The sequence below is a fragment of the Nocardia sp. NPDC060259 genome (assembly GCF_042728775.1).
In the GTDB taxonomy this organism is placed as follows: Bacteria; Actinomycetota; Actinomycetes; order Mycobacteriales; family Mycobacteriaceae; genus Nocardia.
On record NZ_JBHXAY010000033.1, the window covers coordinates 41,308 to 58,035 of the forward strand.

General features: G+C 67.5%; 22 protein-coding genes. 19 read left to right on the forward strand and 3 right to left on the reverse strand.

The window, feature by feature from the left end:
- Positions 1 to 34: 34 nt before the first annotated feature.
- Positions 35 to 1,057: an alpha/beta hydrolase gene (locus tag ACFWF2_RS15060; RefSeq protein ID WP_379308039.1), complete on the forward strand. Its 1,023-nt coding sequence runs from the start codon at positions 35 to 37 to the stop codon at positions 1,055 to 1,057.
- A 158-nt stretch (positions 1,058 to 1,215) separates the two neighbouring features.
- Entirely contained in the window at positions 1,216 to 2,463 is a 1,248-nt protein-coding gene (locus ACFWF2_RS15065; protein WP_379308028.1) for a TetR/AcrR family transcriptional regulator, read from the forward strand.
- On the opposite strand, the gene ACFWF2_RS15070 is transcribed toward ACFWF2_RS15065, so the two are convergent.
- Positions 2,460 to 3,971, reverse strand: coding sequence for an aldehyde dehydrogenase family protein (locus ACFWF2_RS15070; protein WP_379308029.1), 1,512 nt, complete (start codon positions 3,969 to 3,971; stop codon positions 2,460 to 2,462). The genes ACFWF2_RS15065 and ACFWF2_RS15070 overlap by 4 nt on opposite strands.
- Before the next feature lie 296 nt (positions 3,972 to 4,267).
- Between ACFWF2_RS15070 and ACFWF2_RS15075 the strand changes: the two genes are divergently transcribed.
- The 3 genes from ACFWF2_RS15075 to ACFWF2_RS15085 are packed head-to-tail and all read left to right on the forward strand — an operon-like array spanning position 4,268 to position 6,941.
- Positions 4,268 to 5,272 carry an ATP-binding cassette domain-containing protein gene (locus tag ACFWF2_RS15075; protein ID WP_379308030.1) on the forward strand — a complete coding sequence of 335 codons (1,005 nt, stop codon included), beginning with the start codon at positions 4,268 to 4,270 and terminating at the stop codon, positions 5,270 to 5,272.
- Positions 5,269 to 6,078, forward strand: a complete 810-nt coding sequence (locus ACFWF2_RS15080) for an ABC transporter permease (protein ID WP_379308031.1) — start codon at positions 5,269 to 5,271, stop codon at positions 6,076 to 6,078. The genes ACFWF2_RS15075 and ACFWF2_RS15080 overlap by 4 nt, the downstream gene beginning before the upstream one ends.
- The gene (locus ACFWF2_RS15085) at positions 6,075 to 6,941 is read left to right on the forward strand and encodes an ABC transporter permease (protein WP_379308032.1); all 867 of its coding nucleotides are present in this window, start codon (positions 6,075 to 6,077) and stop codon (positions 6,939 to 6,941) included. Before ACFWF2_RS15080 ends, ACFWF2_RS15085 begins: the two co-directional genes overlap by 4 nt.
- A gap of 28 nt (positions 6,942 to 6,969) precedes the next feature.
- Here the strand turns inward: ACFWF2_RS15085 and ACFWF2_RS15090 are convergent, their stop codons facing one another.
- On the reverse strand, positions 6,970 to 8,154 hold the full coding sequence (locus tag ACFWF2_RS15090) for a lycopene cyclase family protein (RefSeq protein WP_379308033.1): 1,185 nt from the start codon (positions 8,152 to 8,154) through the stop codon (positions 6,970 to 6,972).
- A 71-nt stretch (positions 8,155 to 8,225) separates the two neighbouring features.
- Complete coding sequence (locus ACFWF2_RS15095) at positions 8,226 to 8,702, reverse strand: hotdog fold domain-containing protein (RefSeq protein WP_379308034.1); 477 nt, start codon at positions 8,700 to 8,702, stop codon at positions 8,226 to 8,228.
- A gap of 520 nt (positions 8,703 to 9,222) precedes the next feature.
- Between ACFWF2_RS15095 and rpsJ the strand changes: the two genes are divergently transcribed.
- The 14 genes from rpsJ (at position 9,223) to ACFWF2_RS15165 (ending at position 16,724) form a co-directional block, all read left to right on the forward strand.
- Positions 9,223 to 9,528 (forward strand): 30S ribosomal protein S10, encoded by a 306-nt coding sequence (gene rpsJ / locus ACFWF2_RS15100; protein WP_003938093.1) that lies wholly within the window; start codon positions 9,223 to 9,225, stop codon positions 9,526 to 9,528.
- A 14-nt stretch (positions 9,529 to 9,542) separates the two neighbouring features.
- Complete coding sequence (gene rplC, locus ACFWF2_RS15105) at positions 9,543 to 10,208, forward strand: 50S ribosomal protein L3 (protein WP_019045016.1); 666 nt, start codon at positions 9,543 to 9,545, stop codon at positions 10,206 to 10,208.
- Complete coding sequence (gene rplD, locus ACFWF2_RS15110) at positions 10,205 to 10,879, forward strand: 50S ribosomal protein L4 (protein ID WP_019045017.1); 675 nt, start codon at positions 10,205 to 10,207, stop codon at positions 10,877 to 10,879. Before rplC ends, rplD begins: the two co-directional genes overlap by 4 nt.
- On the forward strand, positions 10,876 to 11,181 hold the full coding sequence (gene rplW, locus ACFWF2_RS15115) for a 50S ribosomal protein L23 (protein ID WP_019045018.1): 306 nt from the start codon (positions 10,876 to 10,878) through the stop codon (positions 11,179 to 11,181). The genes rplD and rplW overlap by 4 nt, the downstream gene beginning before the upstream one ends.
- Positions 11,182 to 11,214: 33 nt before the next feature.
- The gene (rplB, locus tag ACFWF2_RS15120) at positions 11,215 to 12,051 is read left to right on the forward strand and encodes a 50S ribosomal protein L2 (RefSeq protein ID WP_019045019.1); all 837 of its coding nucleotides are present in this window, start codon (positions 11,215 to 11,217) and stop codon (positions 12,049 to 12,051) included.
- Positions 12,052 to 12,065: 14 nt separating this feature from the next.
- The gene (gene rpsS / locus ACFWF2_RS15125) at positions 12,066 to 12,347 is read left to right on the forward strand and encodes a 30S ribosomal protein S19 (RefSeq protein ID WP_019045020.1); all 282 of its coding nucleotides are present in this window, start codon (positions 12,066 to 12,068) and stop codon (positions 12,345 to 12,347) included.
- Complete coding sequence (rplV, locus tag ACFWF2_RS15130; protein WP_189030373.1) at positions 12,344 to 12,754, forward strand: 50S ribosomal protein L22; 411 nt, start codon at positions 12,344 to 12,346, stop codon at positions 12,752 to 12,754. Before rpsS ends, rplV begins: the two co-directional genes overlap by 4 nt.
- Complete coding sequence (rpsC, locus tag ACFWF2_RS15135) at positions 12,755 to 13,549, forward strand: 30S ribosomal protein S3 (protein ID WP_067982377.1); 795 nt, start codon at positions 12,755 to 12,757, stop codon at positions 13,547 to 13,549. It begins immediately after the preceding gene.
- Between the two features lie 3 nt (positions 13,550 to 13,552).
- Complete coding sequence (rplP, locus tag ACFWF2_RS15140) at positions 13,553 to 13,969, forward strand: 50S ribosomal protein L16 (RefSeq protein ID WP_019045023.1); 417 nt, start codon at positions 13,553 to 13,555, stop codon at positions 13,967 to 13,969.
- Positions 13,969 to 14,208, forward strand: coding sequence for a 50S ribosomal protein L29 (rpmC, locus tag ACFWF2_RS15145; protein WP_019045024.1), 240 nt, complete (start codon positions 13,969 to 13,971; stop codon positions 14,206 to 14,208). The genes rplP and rpmC overlap by 1 nt, the downstream gene beginning before the upstream one ends.
- On the forward strand, positions 14,205 to 14,474 hold the full coding sequence (gene rpsQ / locus ACFWF2_RS15150; RefSeq protein WP_189030375.1) for a 30S ribosomal protein S17: 270 nt from the start codon (positions 14,205 to 14,207) through the stop codon (positions 14,472 to 14,474). Before rpmC ends, rpsQ begins: the two co-directional genes overlap by 4 nt.
- A 147-nt stretch (positions 14,475 to 14,621) precedes the next feature.
- The gene (locus ACFWF2_RS15155) at positions 14,622 to 14,987 is read left to right on the forward strand and encodes a type II toxin-antitoxin system RelE/ParE family toxin (protein ID WP_379308035.1); all 366 of its coding nucleotides are present in this window, start codon (positions 14,622 to 14,624) and stop codon (positions 14,985 to 14,987) included.
- Complete coding sequence (locus ACFWF2_RS15160) at positions 14,984 to 15,310, forward strand: XRE family transcriptional regulator (RefSeq protein ID WP_379308036.1); 327 nt, start codon at positions 14,984 to 14,986, stop codon at positions 15,308 to 15,310. Before ACFWF2_RS15155 ends, ACFWF2_RS15160 begins: the two co-directional genes overlap by 4 nt.
- Positions 15,311 to 15,497: 187 nt before the next feature.
- The gene (locus tag ACFWF2_RS15165) at positions 15,498 to 16,724 is read left to right on the forward strand and encodes an MFS transporter (protein WP_379308037.1); all 1,227 of its coding nucleotides are present in this window, start codon (positions 15,498 to 15,500) and stop codon (positions 16,722 to 16,724) included.
- The last annotated feature ends 4 nt before the right edge of the window (positions 16,725 to 16,728 follow it).

The window sequence follows — 16,728 nt, forward strand, 5'->3', positions numbered from 1 at the left end:
GCACTCCCGGCGTCGTGGCTCCCGCGCCGCGGCGATGATCGCGGCAACCGCAGTGGCCGCCGGACTGATGTCCGGCCTCGGCACGAGCCCGGCCTCGGCTGATCCGATCATCGATTCCAAAACCCTGCTCGCCAACCCCGTTTCCGAGGACGGCTCCAAGATCGTCAAGGCCGAGGTCAAGGATTCCCGCAGCCTGCGGCTGCACGTGTACTCCGCGGCCATGGACCAGAACATCATCGTCGACGTGCAACGCCCGGCCGACGCCTCCGTCCCGCGCCCCACCCTGTACCTGCTCAACGGTGCCGGTGGCGGCGAGGACGCCGCGTCCTGGGTCGCCAAGACCGACGCGCTGGCGTTCCTCGGCGACAAGAACGTCAACGTCATCCAGCCGATCGGCGGCTCCTGGAGCTACTACACCGACTGGATCAAGGACGACCCGGTCGTCGGCCGCAACAAGTGGAAGACCTTCTTCACCGAGGAACTTCCCCCGCTGATCGACGGCGCGCTGGGCACCAACGGCGTGAACGCCATCGCCGGCCTGTCCACCTCGGGCACCACCGTGCTCGCGCTGCCGATCGCCAAGCCCGGCCTGTACAAGGCGGCCGCCGCCTACAGCGGGTGCGCGCAGACTTCCGACCCGGTCGGCTCCGAGTTCGTGAAGCTCACGGTCGAGACCTGGGGCGGCGGCGACACCATGAACATGTGGGGTCCGCAGGGCTCGGAGGAGTGGGTCGAGAACGACCCGTACGTCAACGCCGAGGGTTTGCGTGGTGTCGATCTCTACGTCTCCACCGGCAACGGCCTGCCCGGCCCGTACGACACCCTCAACGGTCCGCACGCGCTGCCCGGCCCCTACGGCCTGGCCAACCAGATCATCATCGGTGGCGTCATCGAGGCAGGCACCAACTTCTGCACGCACAACCTGGCCAACCGGCTCCAGGAGCTCGGCATCCCGGCGACCTTCAACTTCCGTCCCAACGGCACCCACTCGTGGGGCTACTGGCAGGACGAGCTGAAGCTGTCGTGGCCGGTCCTGGCTCGCGGCCTCGGCCTGTAAGGTCTGCGCGTTCGACGAAACCGCCCCGGTATCGCCGGGGCGGTTTTCGTTTGCCGGACCGCCTCTCGACGTTTGCGAATTGTGGTTAACTTAGGTTGACTGGTCCGGCGCTGCCGACAGCCGTCTACAGCCCTGGTTCGCGGAACGGAAGTGAGTGCATGGTCGCCGATCGCAGTGAGGCCGAACGCGCCTGCGAGCCGACCACCGCACCGGCGCGGGTCGTGCGCCGCAGGCCCAAGGACCGCAAGATCCAGATCATGCGGGCCGCCGCCCGTGCGTTCAGCGCGCGCGGCTACTACCCGGTCGGCGTCGACGAGATCGCGGCCGAGGTCGGCATCTCCGGCCCCGCCCTGTACCGCCACTTCGCCAACAAGTACGCACTGCTTGTCGCCGCGGCCGAGGAAGGCGCGCGCGGGCTGCGTGACGTCGCGAAAGCCGCCGACGACCCGGCGCTGAGCGCGGAGGCCAGGCTCGACGCGCTGCTCACCGCCGTCGCCGAGCACAATATCGACATCCGCCGCGAGGCGGGCCTCTACCGCTGGGAACGCCGCTATCTCGAGCGCGAGGACCGGGTGCGCATCCGCGCGTTCTATCGCGAACTCGAGGCGATGGTCGCCGCGCCGATCGCCGAACTGCGGCCGGAGGCGAGTGCCGACGACGTCACCCTCCTCGCGGTCGGCGCGCTGAGCGCGCTGGCCAGCATCGCCGCGCACCGCACCACCCTCTCGCACACGCGCATGCTCGCCGTGCAGCGCGATATGGCCTGGGCGATCGTGCGCGCCGAGCTGCCGCCCGCACCGGCCGAGGCCGAACCGGACAAACAGAACCGCGGTCTGCCGGTGACCTCGAAACGCGAACAGCTGCTCACCGAGGCGATCCGGATCTTCGGCCGCAACGGCTACCACGAATCGGGCATCGAGGAGATCGGCGCCGCCGTCGGCATCAACGCCTCCAGCGTCTACCGGCACTTCGACAGCAAGGCCGACCTGCTCGCCGCCGCCTTCCACCGCACCGGCGACCGCCTGGCCGTCGCGATCGGTGAGGCGCTGGCCGAGGCCGAGACCCGCGCCGACGCCGCCGGCCGCATCGCCGACCGCTACGCCCGCCTCACCTTCGCGACCCCGGAGATCATGCCGGTCTACTACGCGGAGTTCAGCAATCTCCCGCAGGCCGAACAGCACCGGCTGCGCGCCATCCAGCGCCAGAACATCCTCGAGTGGGCAAACCTGCTCGACGACGAACCGATCGAAGCGCGCTTCCGCGTGCACGCCGCGATCGGCCAGATCATCGACGTCGGCAGGCTGCTGCGCTTCGACTCCCGCCCCGAACAACTCGCCCGCCTCGGCGCACTGACCGGCGCCGTCCTCCTCGGCGGTGCGGCCCGACCAGAACTGAACGACCGCTAGCGGCCGTGGCGGAGCCGGAAGATGGCTTTGGCCGTGTGCAGATGGCCGGGATGACGGTCGAAGGTCGATAGTCGAATCGGGGCACGGTAGCGCCTGCGGGCGATCGACATCGTGCGGCTGAATTCGCGCAAGCCCTGCCGGCCGTGGCTGTGGCCCTGCCCGTACTCGCCGACGCCGCCGAACGGCAGGGCCGGGATGCCGGTGAACGCGGTCGACGAATTCACCGTCACCACACCGACTCTCAGCTGTTCGGCGATGAACTCGGCGCTGGGGATGTCGCGGGTGAACACGGTGACCGCGATGCCGTTGCCCGCCGCGTTCACCCTGGTCACCGCGTCGGCGAGGTCGGCGACGCGGTTCACCACCAGCACCGGGCCGATGCCCTCACCGGTGATCGCGATGCTCTCCTCCGGCACCTCCGCCAGCACGATCGGCTCCACGTAGGGGTCGCGGAAGGAATCGAGGCCGCCGAGGACCGCGTGCCCGCCGCGGGCGATGGCATCGCGGACCTGCTTGCGCACCACGTCGACCTGGGTGGCATTGATCATCGGGCCGTAGGCGGCGCGATTGTCGGCGCCAGGCCGCAGTTTCGCGGCTCGGTCGGCCACCCTGGCGAGGAAGTCGTCGAACACCGAGTCGGCGACATAACAGCGCTGGATGCCCGAGGCGTTCTGGCCCGCGTTGGCCATCGCGCCGAAGACCGCGGCCTCGGCCGCCGCGTCGAGAACGGCGTCGACGTGCACGATCATGCTGCCCTTGCCGCTGTGCTCCACCACGACCGGCGTCAGCGTCTGCGCGCACAGTGCGATCACGTCCCGCCCGCCCGCTTCCGGACCGGCGTAGGCGATCTTGTCGACCTTGGCCCTGCACAGCGCGGTCGCGGTGCGCGCGTCGCCGGTGACCGCTTGCAGCACCGGCTGATCGGGCACCACCGCGGCCCAGCTCTCGGCCAGCCAGGTGCCGACGCCGGTGGTCAGCTCGTGCGGGTTGAACACCACCGCGTTACCCGCGGCCATGGCGTAGGCGATCGAACTCATCGGCGTGAAGACCGGGTTGTTCCAGGCGCCGAGCACACCGACGACGCCCAACGGCAGATAGCCCACCGAGGCATGCTGATTGCGGGTGAACCAGCCCGTGGCCAATCGTCTACGGCCCAGCGTGCTCTGGGCATTGCGGGCGGCCCAGTCCAGATTCTCCACCGCCAGCATCACTTCCAGCGTGGCGTCGGCCTCCGGCTTGCCCGTCTCGTCGCGCAGGACCTCCACCAATTCGCAGGTGCGCCTGGCGATATGGCTGCGCCAGTCCAGCAGTAAGCGCTTGCGGGCACCGAATCCCAGTTCGCCCCACCAGTTCTGGGTCGCGCGGGCCGTGCGCACCGCGCGGGTGACCTCGGCCTGCCCGTGGACCGGATACTGCGCGAGCTTTTCGCCGGTGCGCGGGTCGAACGACGTCAGCACGTCGGATCGCCCCGTCGGCGCGGCGGCGCCTGCCGGTGCTGAGTCGCCCATTGTCACCTCTCACGAGATCGAACACGCCCGCGCGCGGGCCGGTGAGACGAGTGTTTCCCCGACGCCAGCGTATGGGCGCGGGGGCCGAGCCGACAAGGTCATCGCACTGCCCTTCCACTGCCCCCGTGAGCAAGACCACAGCAGCCACGCCACCGGCCGGGTCCGCGCAGACCGGACCGGGGAAACCTGCGGACCGGTAACATCGCGCCGAACGGTATGGATCACTTACCGGGAAGCAAATTCCGTGTGCGCTCGTCCGAGCATGGGCGCCGCACCCGGCCGATGGTGGAGAGTTGATGCCGAGTTCGATCTCAGTGGATTCGCCCGCAGGTGGCGTCGCGTCGCGCGGTGGTGAGCCCGCGGTGCTGGTGTCCGACGTGCGCAAGTCCTTCGGCGATGTGCACGCGTTGCGGGGCATCAGTTTCCAGGCCGAAAAGGCCAGCGTGCTGGGCATCCTGGGACCCAACGGCGCCGGGAAGACCACCACGGTCAAGATCCTGTCGACGCTGCTGCGCCCCGACTCCGGCACCGCGGTCGTCGCCGGGCACGACGTGCTCACCGACAGCGCGGCCGTCCGCCGGTCGATCATGATGACCGGCCAGTACGCCGCCCTCGACGAGAACCTCTCCGGCCGGGAGAACCTCGAGCTGTTCGGCAGGCTGATGGGCCTGGCCAAATCGGCCGCCCGCAAACGCGCAGACACCCTGCTCGAGGAGTTCGACCTGGTCAGTGCGGGCAAGCGGGCCGTGCGCAACTACTCCGGTGGTATGCGCCGCCGCGTCGACATCGCCTGCGGGCTGGTCGTGCGGCCCGAGGTCGTGTTCCTCGACGAGCCGACCACCGGTCTGGACCCGCGTAGCCGTCAGGGCGTGTGGGACCTGGTCACCGCGCTCAAGAACCAGGGCATCACGGTGCTGCTGACCACGCAATACCTCGAAGAGGCCGACGTGCTCAGCGACAACATCATCGTCATCGACAAGGGCACCGTCATCGCCGAAGGCACCGCCGACGAGCTCAAGGCGCGCACCGGCGGCAGCTTCTGCGAGATCGTGCCGCTCGACGTCAGCCGGATCCGGGCGACCGTGCAGGCCCTCGGCGACCTGGTCCCGGCCGCCGTCGCCGCCGAGGTCGACGGCGCCGACAAGCTCTCCATCCCGGCCCCCGAAGGCGCGGCCACCCTGGCCGAGGCACTGCGCAGGCTCGACAACGCGGGCATCGACCTGGCCGACATCGCGCTGCGCAGGCCGTCGCTCGACGACGTGTTCCTCTCGATCACCGGGCATTCGGGCGGGCACCAGTGAGCGTGCCGACCCTCCGGGCGGACGAGCTGTTCGCCACGGTCCCCGCGGCGCACCCGAGCAGCTTCGCCCAGTGGCGTGCGCTGACCGGCCGCGTCGTGTGGACCATGGTCACCAAGGGCGAACTGATCGTCGCGGTGATCTTCCCGCTGGTGGTGACGCTGGGCTTCTACCTGCCGCTGCGGTACGTGATGAAGTTCCAGGGCATCGACTACGCCCAGTACGTGATGCCGATCGTCGTGCTGCAGACGATGGCGATGACGATGATGTCGAACGCCCAGCTGGCCGCGTTCGAAGCGCTCACCGGCTTGAGCACCCGGCTGCAGACGATGCCGATCGGCACCATCGTGCCGCTGGCGTCGCGCATCAGCGCGGGTCTGGTCCGCTCGGTGGTCTCGCTGGTCGCGACCATCGGCTACGGCTACCTGATCGGCTTCCGCTTCGACGCCGGGTTCGGCCAGGCCATGCTGTTCTGTGGCTTCGCGCTGCTGGTCGGGCTGGTGCTCACCTTCGGCGCCGACGCGCTGGGCAGCCTCACCAAGAACCCGGAGGCGTTGAGCCAGGCGCTCACGCTGCCGATCCTGATCTTCGGCATGCTCTCCACCGGCTTCGTGCCGGAGCAGAGTTTCCCGTCCTGGATTCGTGGGTTCGCCCGCAACCAGCCGATCTCGCAGTTCTCCCAGACACTGAGCGATATGGCCGCAGGCGGCGCCAGCTGGGACGGCGTGTTGGTGTCGCTGGTGTGGCTCGGCGGGGTCAGCATTTTCTTCCTCCCACTGGCGGTGTGGGCGAGTGTGAGGCGATCATGACGACAGTGGATACGACCGAGCGGATCGACCTGCCGACGGCCGCGGCCAAGACCGCGGCCGAGCTACCCGTGGTCGACGCCAAGCCGGTGACCTCGGTGTCGGTGTGGTTCGTCCACAGCCTGCTCCAGTGCAAACGGCTGCTCATGGTGTGGCTGCGCGACCCGTCGACCACCATCCAGACCATCGTGTATCCCGCGGTGACCCTGCTGATGTTCCAGGTCGTGCTCGGTGACTCGATCACCGATGCCACCGGCATGCCGAGCATCTACGGCCAGGCCGCGCTGCTCACCCTGATCGCCGCGATGACCGGCGCGGTGGTCAGTGCGCTCGGCTTCAAACGCGACAAGGCCAGCGGACTGCTCAGCCGCTTCTACACGATGCCGCTGAACCGGGCGTCGCTGCTCACCGGCCGGCTGCTGGCCGAAGCGCTGCGCATCCTGACCACCACGGTCATCGTGCTGCTGGTCGCGGTGCCGCTCGGGTTCCTTTTCATGGAGGACCCGCTGGCGAACATCGCGCTGATCTGCATCCCGGTGCTGTTCGGTCTCGGCTTCGCCGTCATGGTGACGGCGTTGGCGACCATCACCGAGGGCGTGATGCTGGTCAGCCTGATCGGCATCCTCAATACGCTGCTGATGTTCTTCAACTCCGGATTCGTCCCGGTCTTCGCGTACCCGACCTGGTTGCAGGACGTGGTCGCCAACCAGCCGATGAGCTGCGCGATCGACGCGATGAAGGGCCTGTCCTACGGTGGTCCGGTCGCCGAACCGCTGCTGAAGACGGTGGCGTGGACGGTTGGGATGGTGGTGGTCTTCGCCTACCCGGCGATCGCAGGCTACAAGAAGGCGGCCGAGTCGTCGTAGGTTCGTCCGGCCTCGAACGGCACGTGGGTCAGCCCACGTGCCGTTCCGCGTCCGCGGGCGCGAACGGGTAGTCGAGCCAGCGATCGCGGTTGGTCCAGCCGACGAGGTCGTAGCGCCAGCGGAACGGCCAGGTGTGGGCGACCGTGTTGAACAGGACGGCGCCGAGTGCGGTGTAGTCGTCGTGCGCCGACAGCAGCGCCCGCTGACCGCGTTCGGACTCGGTGAAGAACGCCTCGAACATCGCGATCGACTGATCGGTGGTGAGTCTGCCCAGACCCCACAGCCCGCGCATCCGCATCCAGTACACCGCGCGCGCCTGCCACGGCCACAGCGCAGCGATCGGATCACGGCCCTGCCGCACCGCGCTGACAGCGGTGTCGATCAGGGCGAGCGAGTCGGCCACGGAGTAGCCGGTGCACGGGTGCATCATCCCGCCACGTGACCCGAACGGGACCGCCACCGCGGTGCCCTTCTTCGGCGGCGGCTGGTCGAGGGGGTAGTGCGCGGCCTCGTGCGGCTCGTCCCCGGTGAGCCGGATGCCGTGCGCCGCGAGCCTGCTCAGCGTCCGCTTGCGTAGCTCGTGCTGCGGCATTCCGCCGCGCAGGCCGAGGCTGGTCTCCTCGAAGATCACCGTCCCGTCGCCGAGCGGCACCGCGTACAGGAACGACGGCGGCTCGTCCGGCCCAGCGCCGTTCTCCGGCCGCCAGTCCAGCAGCAGGCCCTCACCGTCGGCGACCATCGGCGCCGCGGTCTCCGCGTCGACGAAGATCCCGTGCGCCGACGCCGCCCTGCGCTTGCCCAGCGTCGGCAGACCCCGCGTATCGAACACCGTCGCCGCCGGGATCACCGTCCCGTCCGCGAGCTCCACCTCGTGCTGCTCGACCCGAACCGCCCGATCGGCGAACACCGTCGCGTCGTCGAGCGCCAGCGCCGCGTGCAGCCCCGACTTGGACAGCACGCAGTACGGCCGCTCGATCCGATGCTCGGTCTTCGTCCACACCGTCGGCGCCGCGATCCGCTGCGCGATCGCACTCTCCGGCAACCACGCGGGCAGCTCGTCCACCCAGCACGAGAACGTCGGCGGGAACAGCCGCTCCGGCCGCGGATCCACCGCGGCCACCCGCAACCCCGCCACCGCAGCGCGATGCGCCAACCCCCGTCCGGTCGGCCCCAACCCGACCACACAGATATCGAATTCCCGCGCGACGCTCACGCCCGCATTCAATCCGCTGCCCGCACCCGCGCGCAACCAACCGGAGGCGTGACGTCTCCGGCGAGGTCAGGTCAGCGCGGCGTGACCCAGGTGGTGATGTCGGCGTGGACGACCTCGATGCCGTCCTTGTCGTAGATCGACACCGGCACGATCAGGTTCACGCCCTCGGTGATCGCCGCGAAGTCGGGGATCTCGTCCAGTTTCGCCACCGCGCGCAGCCCGGACTCGGCCTTGGCCAGGTACTGCACATTCATCGCCTTGGGAATCCAGCGGTGGGTGGTGGGGACGGTGGCCTCGCTGAGCATGCCCATCGCGACCTCGGCCAGATTGCAGGCCGCGATCGCGTGGAAGGTGCCCAGATGGTTGTGGATGCCGAACCACTTCGGCGAGGTCACCTCGCAGATGCCGGGCTCGAGCCGCACCACCTGCGGCAGCACCGTGCCGAAGTAGGGGACCCGCGCGACCATGCCGAGCGAGAACAGCGCGTGCCCGATGCGGTTGTCGGGCAGTTTCTTCCAGCCGCGGTACGTGGCGGTTTCCTGTGTCATTCCCTTATCTTACTCAAAAGTAAGATAGCGCGTAACCCTCCGCCGACCAGGGCGAGCGTCGCGCCAGCTACCATGGTCCGGCACAGCCCAGCCGGCGAGGCGGTCCAGGTAGATGCCCCTATAGGGGCGTGATCGATACCTCATGACCCCCGATTTGAAGAGCGTCGTCGGCATGGTGCATACTGTTCGGGTTGCCTTGCGCAGGATTGTCTTCTCTTCGGAGCGGGCGAGGTGGAGCGAGGCGAGCAGTAGTTTGTATCCCGCCGCTTCGGCGGTGTGGATACGTTCGGGACCACGTTCCCGGCCAGTGGTGAGTAAGTGACCAGGGCCGGAGAATGAGCGAATGGGCGACACGCCCGACCGCGTGGACCGGAGAACCATGACAGATGAACAGCGGCGAGGACTGGGCGGTGCCCGGTGGCGTTCTGGCGTCTTTCGTGTGTTCGGGCTGTGCAAATGAGGGTGGTGCAGGAGCCAGCTCCTGTGACCACGAAGGAAAGCGGAGAAAAGGACACTTAGCGTGGCGGGACAAAAGATCCGCATCAGGCTCAAGGCCTATGACCACGAGGCGATCGACGCGTCTGCGCGCAAGATCGTGGAGACGGTGACCCGCACTGGCGCCCGTGTGGTCGGGCCTGTGCCGTTGCCCACCGAGAAGAACGTGTACTGCGTCATCCGTTCGCCGCACAAGTACAAGGACTCGCGCGAACACTTCGAGATGCGTACGCACAAGCGCCTCATCGACATCCTCGACCCGACGCCGAAGACGGTCGACGCGCTTATGCGCATCGACCTGCCGGCCAGCGTCGACGTCAACATTCAGTGACGGGGACTCGAGATATGACTGACAACAAGAACCGGCCCGCAGCCGGCATCCTGGGCACCAAGCTCGGCATGACCCAGGTCTTCGACGAGAAGAACCGCGTCGTCCCGGTCACCGTCATCAAGGCGGGCCCGAACGTGGTCACCCAGATCCGCACCGTGGAGCGCGACGGCTACTCGGCCGTGCAGATCGCTTTCGGCGCCATCGACCCGCGCAAGGTGAACAAGCCGACTTCCGGCCAGTTCGCCAAGGCCGGTGTCACCCCGCGCCGCCACGTCACCGAGATCCGCGTCGCGGATGCCTCCACCTTCGAGGTCGGCCAGGAGCTCTCCGCCGACGTCTTCGAAGAGGGCACCTACGTCGACGTGACCGGTATCAGCAAGGGCAAGGGCTTCGCAGGCACCATGAAGCGTCACGGCTTCAAGGGCCAGGGCGCCTCGCACGGTGCGCAGGCTGTGCACCGTCGCCCGGGCTCCATCGGTGGCTGCGCCACTCCCGGCCGCGTGTTCAAGGGCATGCGCATGTCGGGCCGTATGGGTAACGACCGCGTCACCACGCAGAACCTCTCGGTTCACAAGGTCGACGCCGAGAACGGCCTGCTCCTGGTCAAGGGTGCCATCCCTGGCCGCAAGGGCAACGTCGTGATCGTCAAGAGCGCCGTGAAGGGTGGTGCGCACGCATGACCAGCCTCGACAAGAAGGCCAACCTGACGCTGACCGTTAAGGCCGCAGGCGGCAAGACCGAAGGCACCGTCGAACTCCCCGCGGAGATCTTCGACGTGACCGCCAACGTCGCGCTGATGCACCAGGTCGTCATCGCGCAGCTGGCCGCCGCTCGCCAGGGCACCCACGCCACGAAGACTCGTGGTCAGGTCTCCGGTGGTGGCAAGAAGCCGTACCGCCAGAAGGGCACCGGCCGCGCCCGCCAGGGTTCGACCCGTGCGCCGCAGTTCGCCGGCGGTGGCACCGTCCACGGCCCGCAGCCGCGTGACTACAGCCAGCGGACCCCCAAGAAGATGAAGGCCGCCGCCCTGCGTGGCGCCCTGTCCGACCGGGCCCGCAACGAGCGCATCCACGTGATCACCGAGCTGGTCGCGGGTCAGACCCCGTCGACCAAGGCCGCCAAGAGCTTCCTGTCCGAGCTGTCGGACCGCAAGAAGTTCCTGGTCGTCGTCGGTCGCGAGGACGTCGCCGCGTGGAAGAGCGTGGCGAACCTGCAGAACGTGCTGCCGATCGCCCCGGATCAGCTCAACACCTACGACGTCCTCAACAGCGACGAACTGGTGTTCAGCGTCGAGGCCCTGAACGCGTTCGTTCACGGTCCCGCCGAGGCGGCCCAGGAGGAGAGCAAGTGAGCACCATCGCCGACCCCCGCGACATCCTGCTCGCACCGGTCATCTCGGAGAAGTCCTACGGACTGATCGAGGAAGGCACCTACACCTTCCTGGTGCACCCGGATTCGAACAAGACGCAGATCAAGATCGCCGTCGAGAAGGTTTTCGGCGTCAAGGTCACCAGCGTCAACACCGCCAACCGTCAGGGCAAGCGCAAGCGGACCCGCTTCGGTTACGGCAAGCGCAAGGACACCAAGCGCGCGCTCGTGACCATCTCGGCCGACAGCAAGCCCATCGAGATCTTCGGAGGCCCGGTCGCGTAAGCGGCTGGTCATCCAGAAAGTAGAGAAGAACTCATGGCAATCCGTAAGTACAAGCCGACAACGCCGGGCCGTCGTGGCTCCAGCGTCTCGGACTTCGCCGAGATCACCCGGTCGACGCCGGAGAAGTCGCTGCTGCGCCCGCTCACCAAGTCCGGTGGTCGTAACGCGCACGGTCGCATCACCACGCGTCACCGCGGTGGCGGTCACAAGCGTGCCTACCGTGTCATCGACTTCCGTCGCCTGGACAAGGACGGCATCCCGGCCAAGGTCGCTCACATCGAGTACGACCCCAACCGCACCGCCAACATCGCTCTGCTGCACTTCGCCGACGGCGAGAAGCGCTACATCATCGCGCCGAAGGGCATCCAGCAGGGCAGCCCGATCGAGTCCGGCCCCACGGCCGACATCAAGCCGGGCAACAACCTGCCGCTGCGCAACATCCCGACCGGTACCACGATCCACAACGTGGAGCTGCGTCCGGGCGGCGGCGCCAAGATGGCCCGTGCCGCAGGCATGAGCATTCAGCTGCTGGGCAAGGAAGGGCCGTACGCGACCCTGCGTATGCCCTCCGGTGAAATCCGCCGTGTCGACGTGCGCTGCCGCGCCACCGTCGGCGAGGTCGGCAACGCCGAGCAGTCGAACATCAACTGGGGCAAGGCCGGCCGTATGCGCTGGAAGGGCCGTCGTCCTACCGTCCGTGGTGTCGTCATGAACCCGGTCGACCACCCGCACGGTGGTGGTGAGGGTAAGACCTCCGGTGGTCGCCACCCGGTCTCCCCGTGGGGTCAGCCTGAGGGCCGCACCCGCAAGCCCAACCGCCCGAGCGACAAGCTCATCGTTCGCCGCCGCAAGACCGGCAAGAAGCGCTAAGGAGGAGGTAAGAAATGCCACGCAGCCTCAAGAAGGGCCCGTTCGTCGACGACCACCTCCTCGCGAAGGTGGACGTGCAGAACGAAAAGGGCACGAAGCAGGTCATCAAGACCTGGTCGCGTCGCTCGACCATCATCCCCGATTTCATCGGCCACACTTTCGCCGTCCACGACGGTCGCAAGCATGTCCCGGTGTTCGTGTCGGACAACATGGTCGGCCACAAGCTCGGTGAGTTCGCGCCGACCAGGACGTTCAAGAGCCACGTCAAGGACGACCGGAAGAGCAAGCGGCGATGACTGAAACCAACACCGAAACGGTTCAGAACCCGACTGCCCGCGCTACCGCTAAGCACGTGCGGGTCACCCCGATGAAGGCGCGTCGCGTCGTGGACCTGGTCCGCGGCAAGCGTGTCGAGGACGCCCTGGCGATCCTGAAGTTCGCGCCGCAGGCCGCGAGCGAGCCGGTTGCCAAGGTCGTGGCCAGCGCCGCGGCGAACGCCGAGAACAATCTCGGCCTCAACCCGGCCACCCTGGTCATCTCGACGGCTTTCGTCGACGAGGGTGCCACCATGAAGCGTTTCCAGCCGCGGGCCCAGGGCCGCGCGTTCCGGATTCGCAAGCGCACGAGCCACATCACCATCGAGGTCGAGAGCGTGCCCACCGCCGGCGCCACTCGTAGCCGCCGGAAGGGAGGGGCAAAGTAAATGGGACAGAAAATCAACCCCCATGGCTTCCGCCTCGGTATCACCACCGACTGGAAGTCGCGTTGGTACGCGGACAAGCAGTACGCGGAATACGTGAAGGAAGACGTTCAGATCCGCAAGCTCCTCGCCACCGGCATGGAGCGGGCAGGCATCTCGAAGGTCGAGATCGAGCGCACCCGTGATCGCGTCCGTGTGGATATCCACACCGCGCGTCCCGGCATCGTGATCGGTCGCCGTGGCGCGGAGGCCGACCGCATCCGCGCCGAGCTGGAGAAGCTCACCAAGAAGCAGGTTCAGCTGAACATCCTCGAGGTCAAGAACCCCGAGTCGGATGCGCAGCTGGTTGCTCAGGGTGTGGCCGAGCAGCTGTCCAACCGTGTGGCGTTCCGTCGCGCGATGCGTAAGGCCATCCAGTCGGCCATGCGTTCGCCGAACGTCAAGGGCATCCGCGTGCAGTGCTCGGGCCGCCTCGGTGGCGCCGAAATGTCGCGCTCGGAGTTCTACCGTGAGGGTCGCGTCCCGCTGCACACGCTGCGCGCGGACATCGACTACGGCCTCTACGAGGCCAAGACCACCTTCGGTCGCATCGGCGTGAAGGTCTGGATCTACAAGGGTGACATCGTCGGTGGTCGTCGTGAGCTGACCGCTGCCGCTGCTGCTCCGGAGCGCCCGCGTCGCGAGCGTCCGAGCCGCCCTCGTCGGTCCGGCGCCACCGGCACCACCGCGACCAGCACCGAGGTCGGGCGTGCCGCCACTGCAGTGGCGGAGGCTCCGGCAGAGAGTCAGGAGGGCTGACGCATGCTGATGCCCCGTAGGGTCAAGCACCGCAAGCAGCACCACCCGAGTCGCTCCGGCATGTCCAAGGGCGGCACCGCGGTGGCGTTCGGTGAGTACGGCATCCAGGCTCTCGAGCCCGCCTACGTCACCAACCGTCAGATCGAGTCGGCGCGTATCGCGATGACCCGCCACATCAAGCGTGGCGGCAAGATCTGGATCAACATCTACCCCGACCGCCCGCTCACCAAGAAGCCTGCCGAGACCCGCATGGGTTCCGGTAAGGGTTCGCCGGAGTGGTGGGTCGCGAACGTGAAGCCCGGTCGGGTCATGTTCGAGATGTCTTACCCGAATGAGGAGATCGCTCGCGAGGCCCTGCGTCGCGCGATGCACAAGCTCCCGATGAAGTGCAGGATCGTGACCAGGGAGGAGCAGTTCTGATGGCTACCGGAACACCGGCCGCAGAGCTCCGCGAGCTCAACGAAGAAGAGCTCGTGGCCAAACTGCGCGAGAGCAAGGAAGAGCTCTTCAACCTGCGCTTCCAGATGGCGACGGGTCAGCTCGACAACAACCGTCGTCTGCGCGTCGTCCGCCACGAGATCGCGCGCATCTACACGGTCATGCGTGAGCGCGAGCTCGGCCTGGCCACGGCACCCGCTGGCAAGGGAGATGCGGCATGAGCGAGAACCAGGAAGAGCGCAACAGCCGCAAGGTACGCAGCGGCTACGTCGTCTCGGACAAGATGAACAAGACGATCGTCGTCGAGCTGGAAGACCGTCACCGGCACAAGCTCTACGGCAAGATCATTCGCACCACCTCCAAGGTGAAGGCGCATGACGAGAACGAGATCGCCGGCGTCGGCGACCGCGTTCAGCTGATGGAGACCCGTCCGCTGTCGGCCACCAAGCGCTGGCGTCTGGTCGAGGTCCTGGAGAAGGCCAAGTAAGGTCCCTCCTCGATCCATCGAGATCGTTGCACGAAGGCCCGTTTCCCACTGGGAAGCGGGCCTTCGTCGTTCCTGTACCGGCTCACCTCAGCCGGACATACTGGACATTGTTAGTATGTAAGTGTACTGTTGTGGCACCATCTTCCGATGAGCTTTCGACTGGAGATGGTCGATGAAGTACGAAATTGGCTCCACCAGATGAGGCAAACCGACAGGGCTACCGCAATACTCATCGGTCAGGCTGTGACGGCGCTGCTCGATGAGGGCCCATCGCTGGGGCGTCCGTTGGTGGATCGAGTGAAGACTTCTCGTCTGCATAACCTGAAGGAACTGCGGCCGGGATCATCGGGGAACAGCGAGATCAGGCTCCTGTTCATCTTCGACCCTCGCCGCAATGTCGTATTGCTGGTCGCGGGCGACAAGGCAGGTAACTGGGTGGATTGGTACCGGACAGCTATCCCTGAAGCCGAGGCTCGATATGCGATCTACCTGAAAGAGAGGTACGGAGCATGAGTAGCACGCACTCCTACGACCGGAATGGCTTCCTGGAGGAGTTCTTTCCTGACGACACTGAGCGGGCGGAGGTCGAGTCCGGTGCTGAACATCTGGTGGCGGTCAGCCGCGCGATGCGGTTGGCCGAGATGCGCAAGCGGCTGAAGTTGACGCAAGCGGAAGTCGCGGCCAAGATGCACGTCCGTCAGGAGCGGGTGTCGGCTATCGAACGAGCCGATGTAACCGTCAGCGAACTGCGAACATTGGCCGCCTATATCGAAGCACTGGGTGGTCGCCTCGAAGTCGTCGCAGACTTCGGCGGCGAGCGACTCGTTGTCGGGTGACGTCTTGATAGCTGAACGGATACCCGGCGTTCCTGCGGTTCCGTGAAGACTGTGGATGAGGACGCTCCGCTGATCGATCCCTGGCGAATCTGACGGTTGCCAGGCGGCTGGTGCGGACCCTGGCGCGGTAGCGGCGTGCGGAATAATTCGGTGGCGGTGCAGGTCGGTGGGCTGTCACGCTTCGACGATGCGGGCCTATCGAGATGTGCTGGCGATCGGGGCGGTGCGCAATATCGTGTTGCTCGGGGCGTTGGTGCGGATTCCGCACTTCGCCGGGGCGGTGCTGCTCGCGGTGCATGTAGTGGAGACGTTGCACGGGTCGTTCCTGCAGGCGGGGACGCTCGCGATGGTGGTGACCGTCTGCGTCGCGGCGAGTGGGCCGTGGCGCGGTCGGCTGGTGGATCGGTTCGGGTTGCGGGCGACCATCGCGCCCGCGATCGTGCTCGGGGCCGTGTGCTGGTCGGTGGCGCCGTTCGTCGGGTATCTGCCGCTGCTGGTGCTCGCGGGGATCTCGGGGCTGTACGACATCCCGGTGTTCAGTGTGGTGCGGCTGGCGATCATCGCCGCGACGACGGAACAGCAGCGCCAGCCCGCGCTCGCGTTGGAGGCGGTCTCGGTCGAGGCGGCGTTCATGGTCGGGCCGGTGCTCGGGGTGGCGGCGGCGCTGCACTGGTCGACGACGGCGGCGCTGCTCGGCAATCAGATGTGCATGGTGCTCGCCGGGATCCTGCTGTGGGTGTGGAACCCCAAGCTGCGCTCCGAGGAATCCGCGGACGGCGCCGGACTGGTGGCCCGGCGCGCCTGGTTCCGTGTCGATTTCGTCGCCCTGTGTGGCATTGCGGCGGCGGCGGTCTGCGTGGTGTCGGCCTCCGAACTCACCTTCCTCTCGGCGGTGCGCGGTTTCGGCGCCGACCGCTGGCTCGGCGTGATCCTGGCGGTGTGGGGGCTGGGCTCGCTGCTCGGCGGTCTGCTCTACGGTGCGCTGCGGCGGCCGATTCCGGCCGATGTGTTGCTGATCGCGCTCGGCGTGGTGACGGTGCCGATGGCGATCGCCGTCGGGCCGCTGACGCTCGGCATCACCGGATTCGTCGCCGGATTGCTGTGCGCCCCTGCGCTCACCGCGGCGATCGATCAGCTGAGCCGGATCGTTCCCGAGGGCGGTCGTGGGGAGGCGATCGGCTGGCATGGCGCTGCGATGACGCTGGGCGGCGCCTTCGGCAGTGTGCTGGGCGGATCGATGATCGAGATCGGCGGTGCGCGAGCCGGTTTCGGGGTCGCCGGCATCTTCGGGATCGCGGCGGGCGTCGGGCTCGCCCTGCTGGTCGGCATGCGGTCCGCGCCGAAAGCGGTCACCGGTCCGACGCTGGGGTTAAGCGTCCCCGGCCCCGATCGAGTGGGGGCCGGGGCGCGGTAGGTGG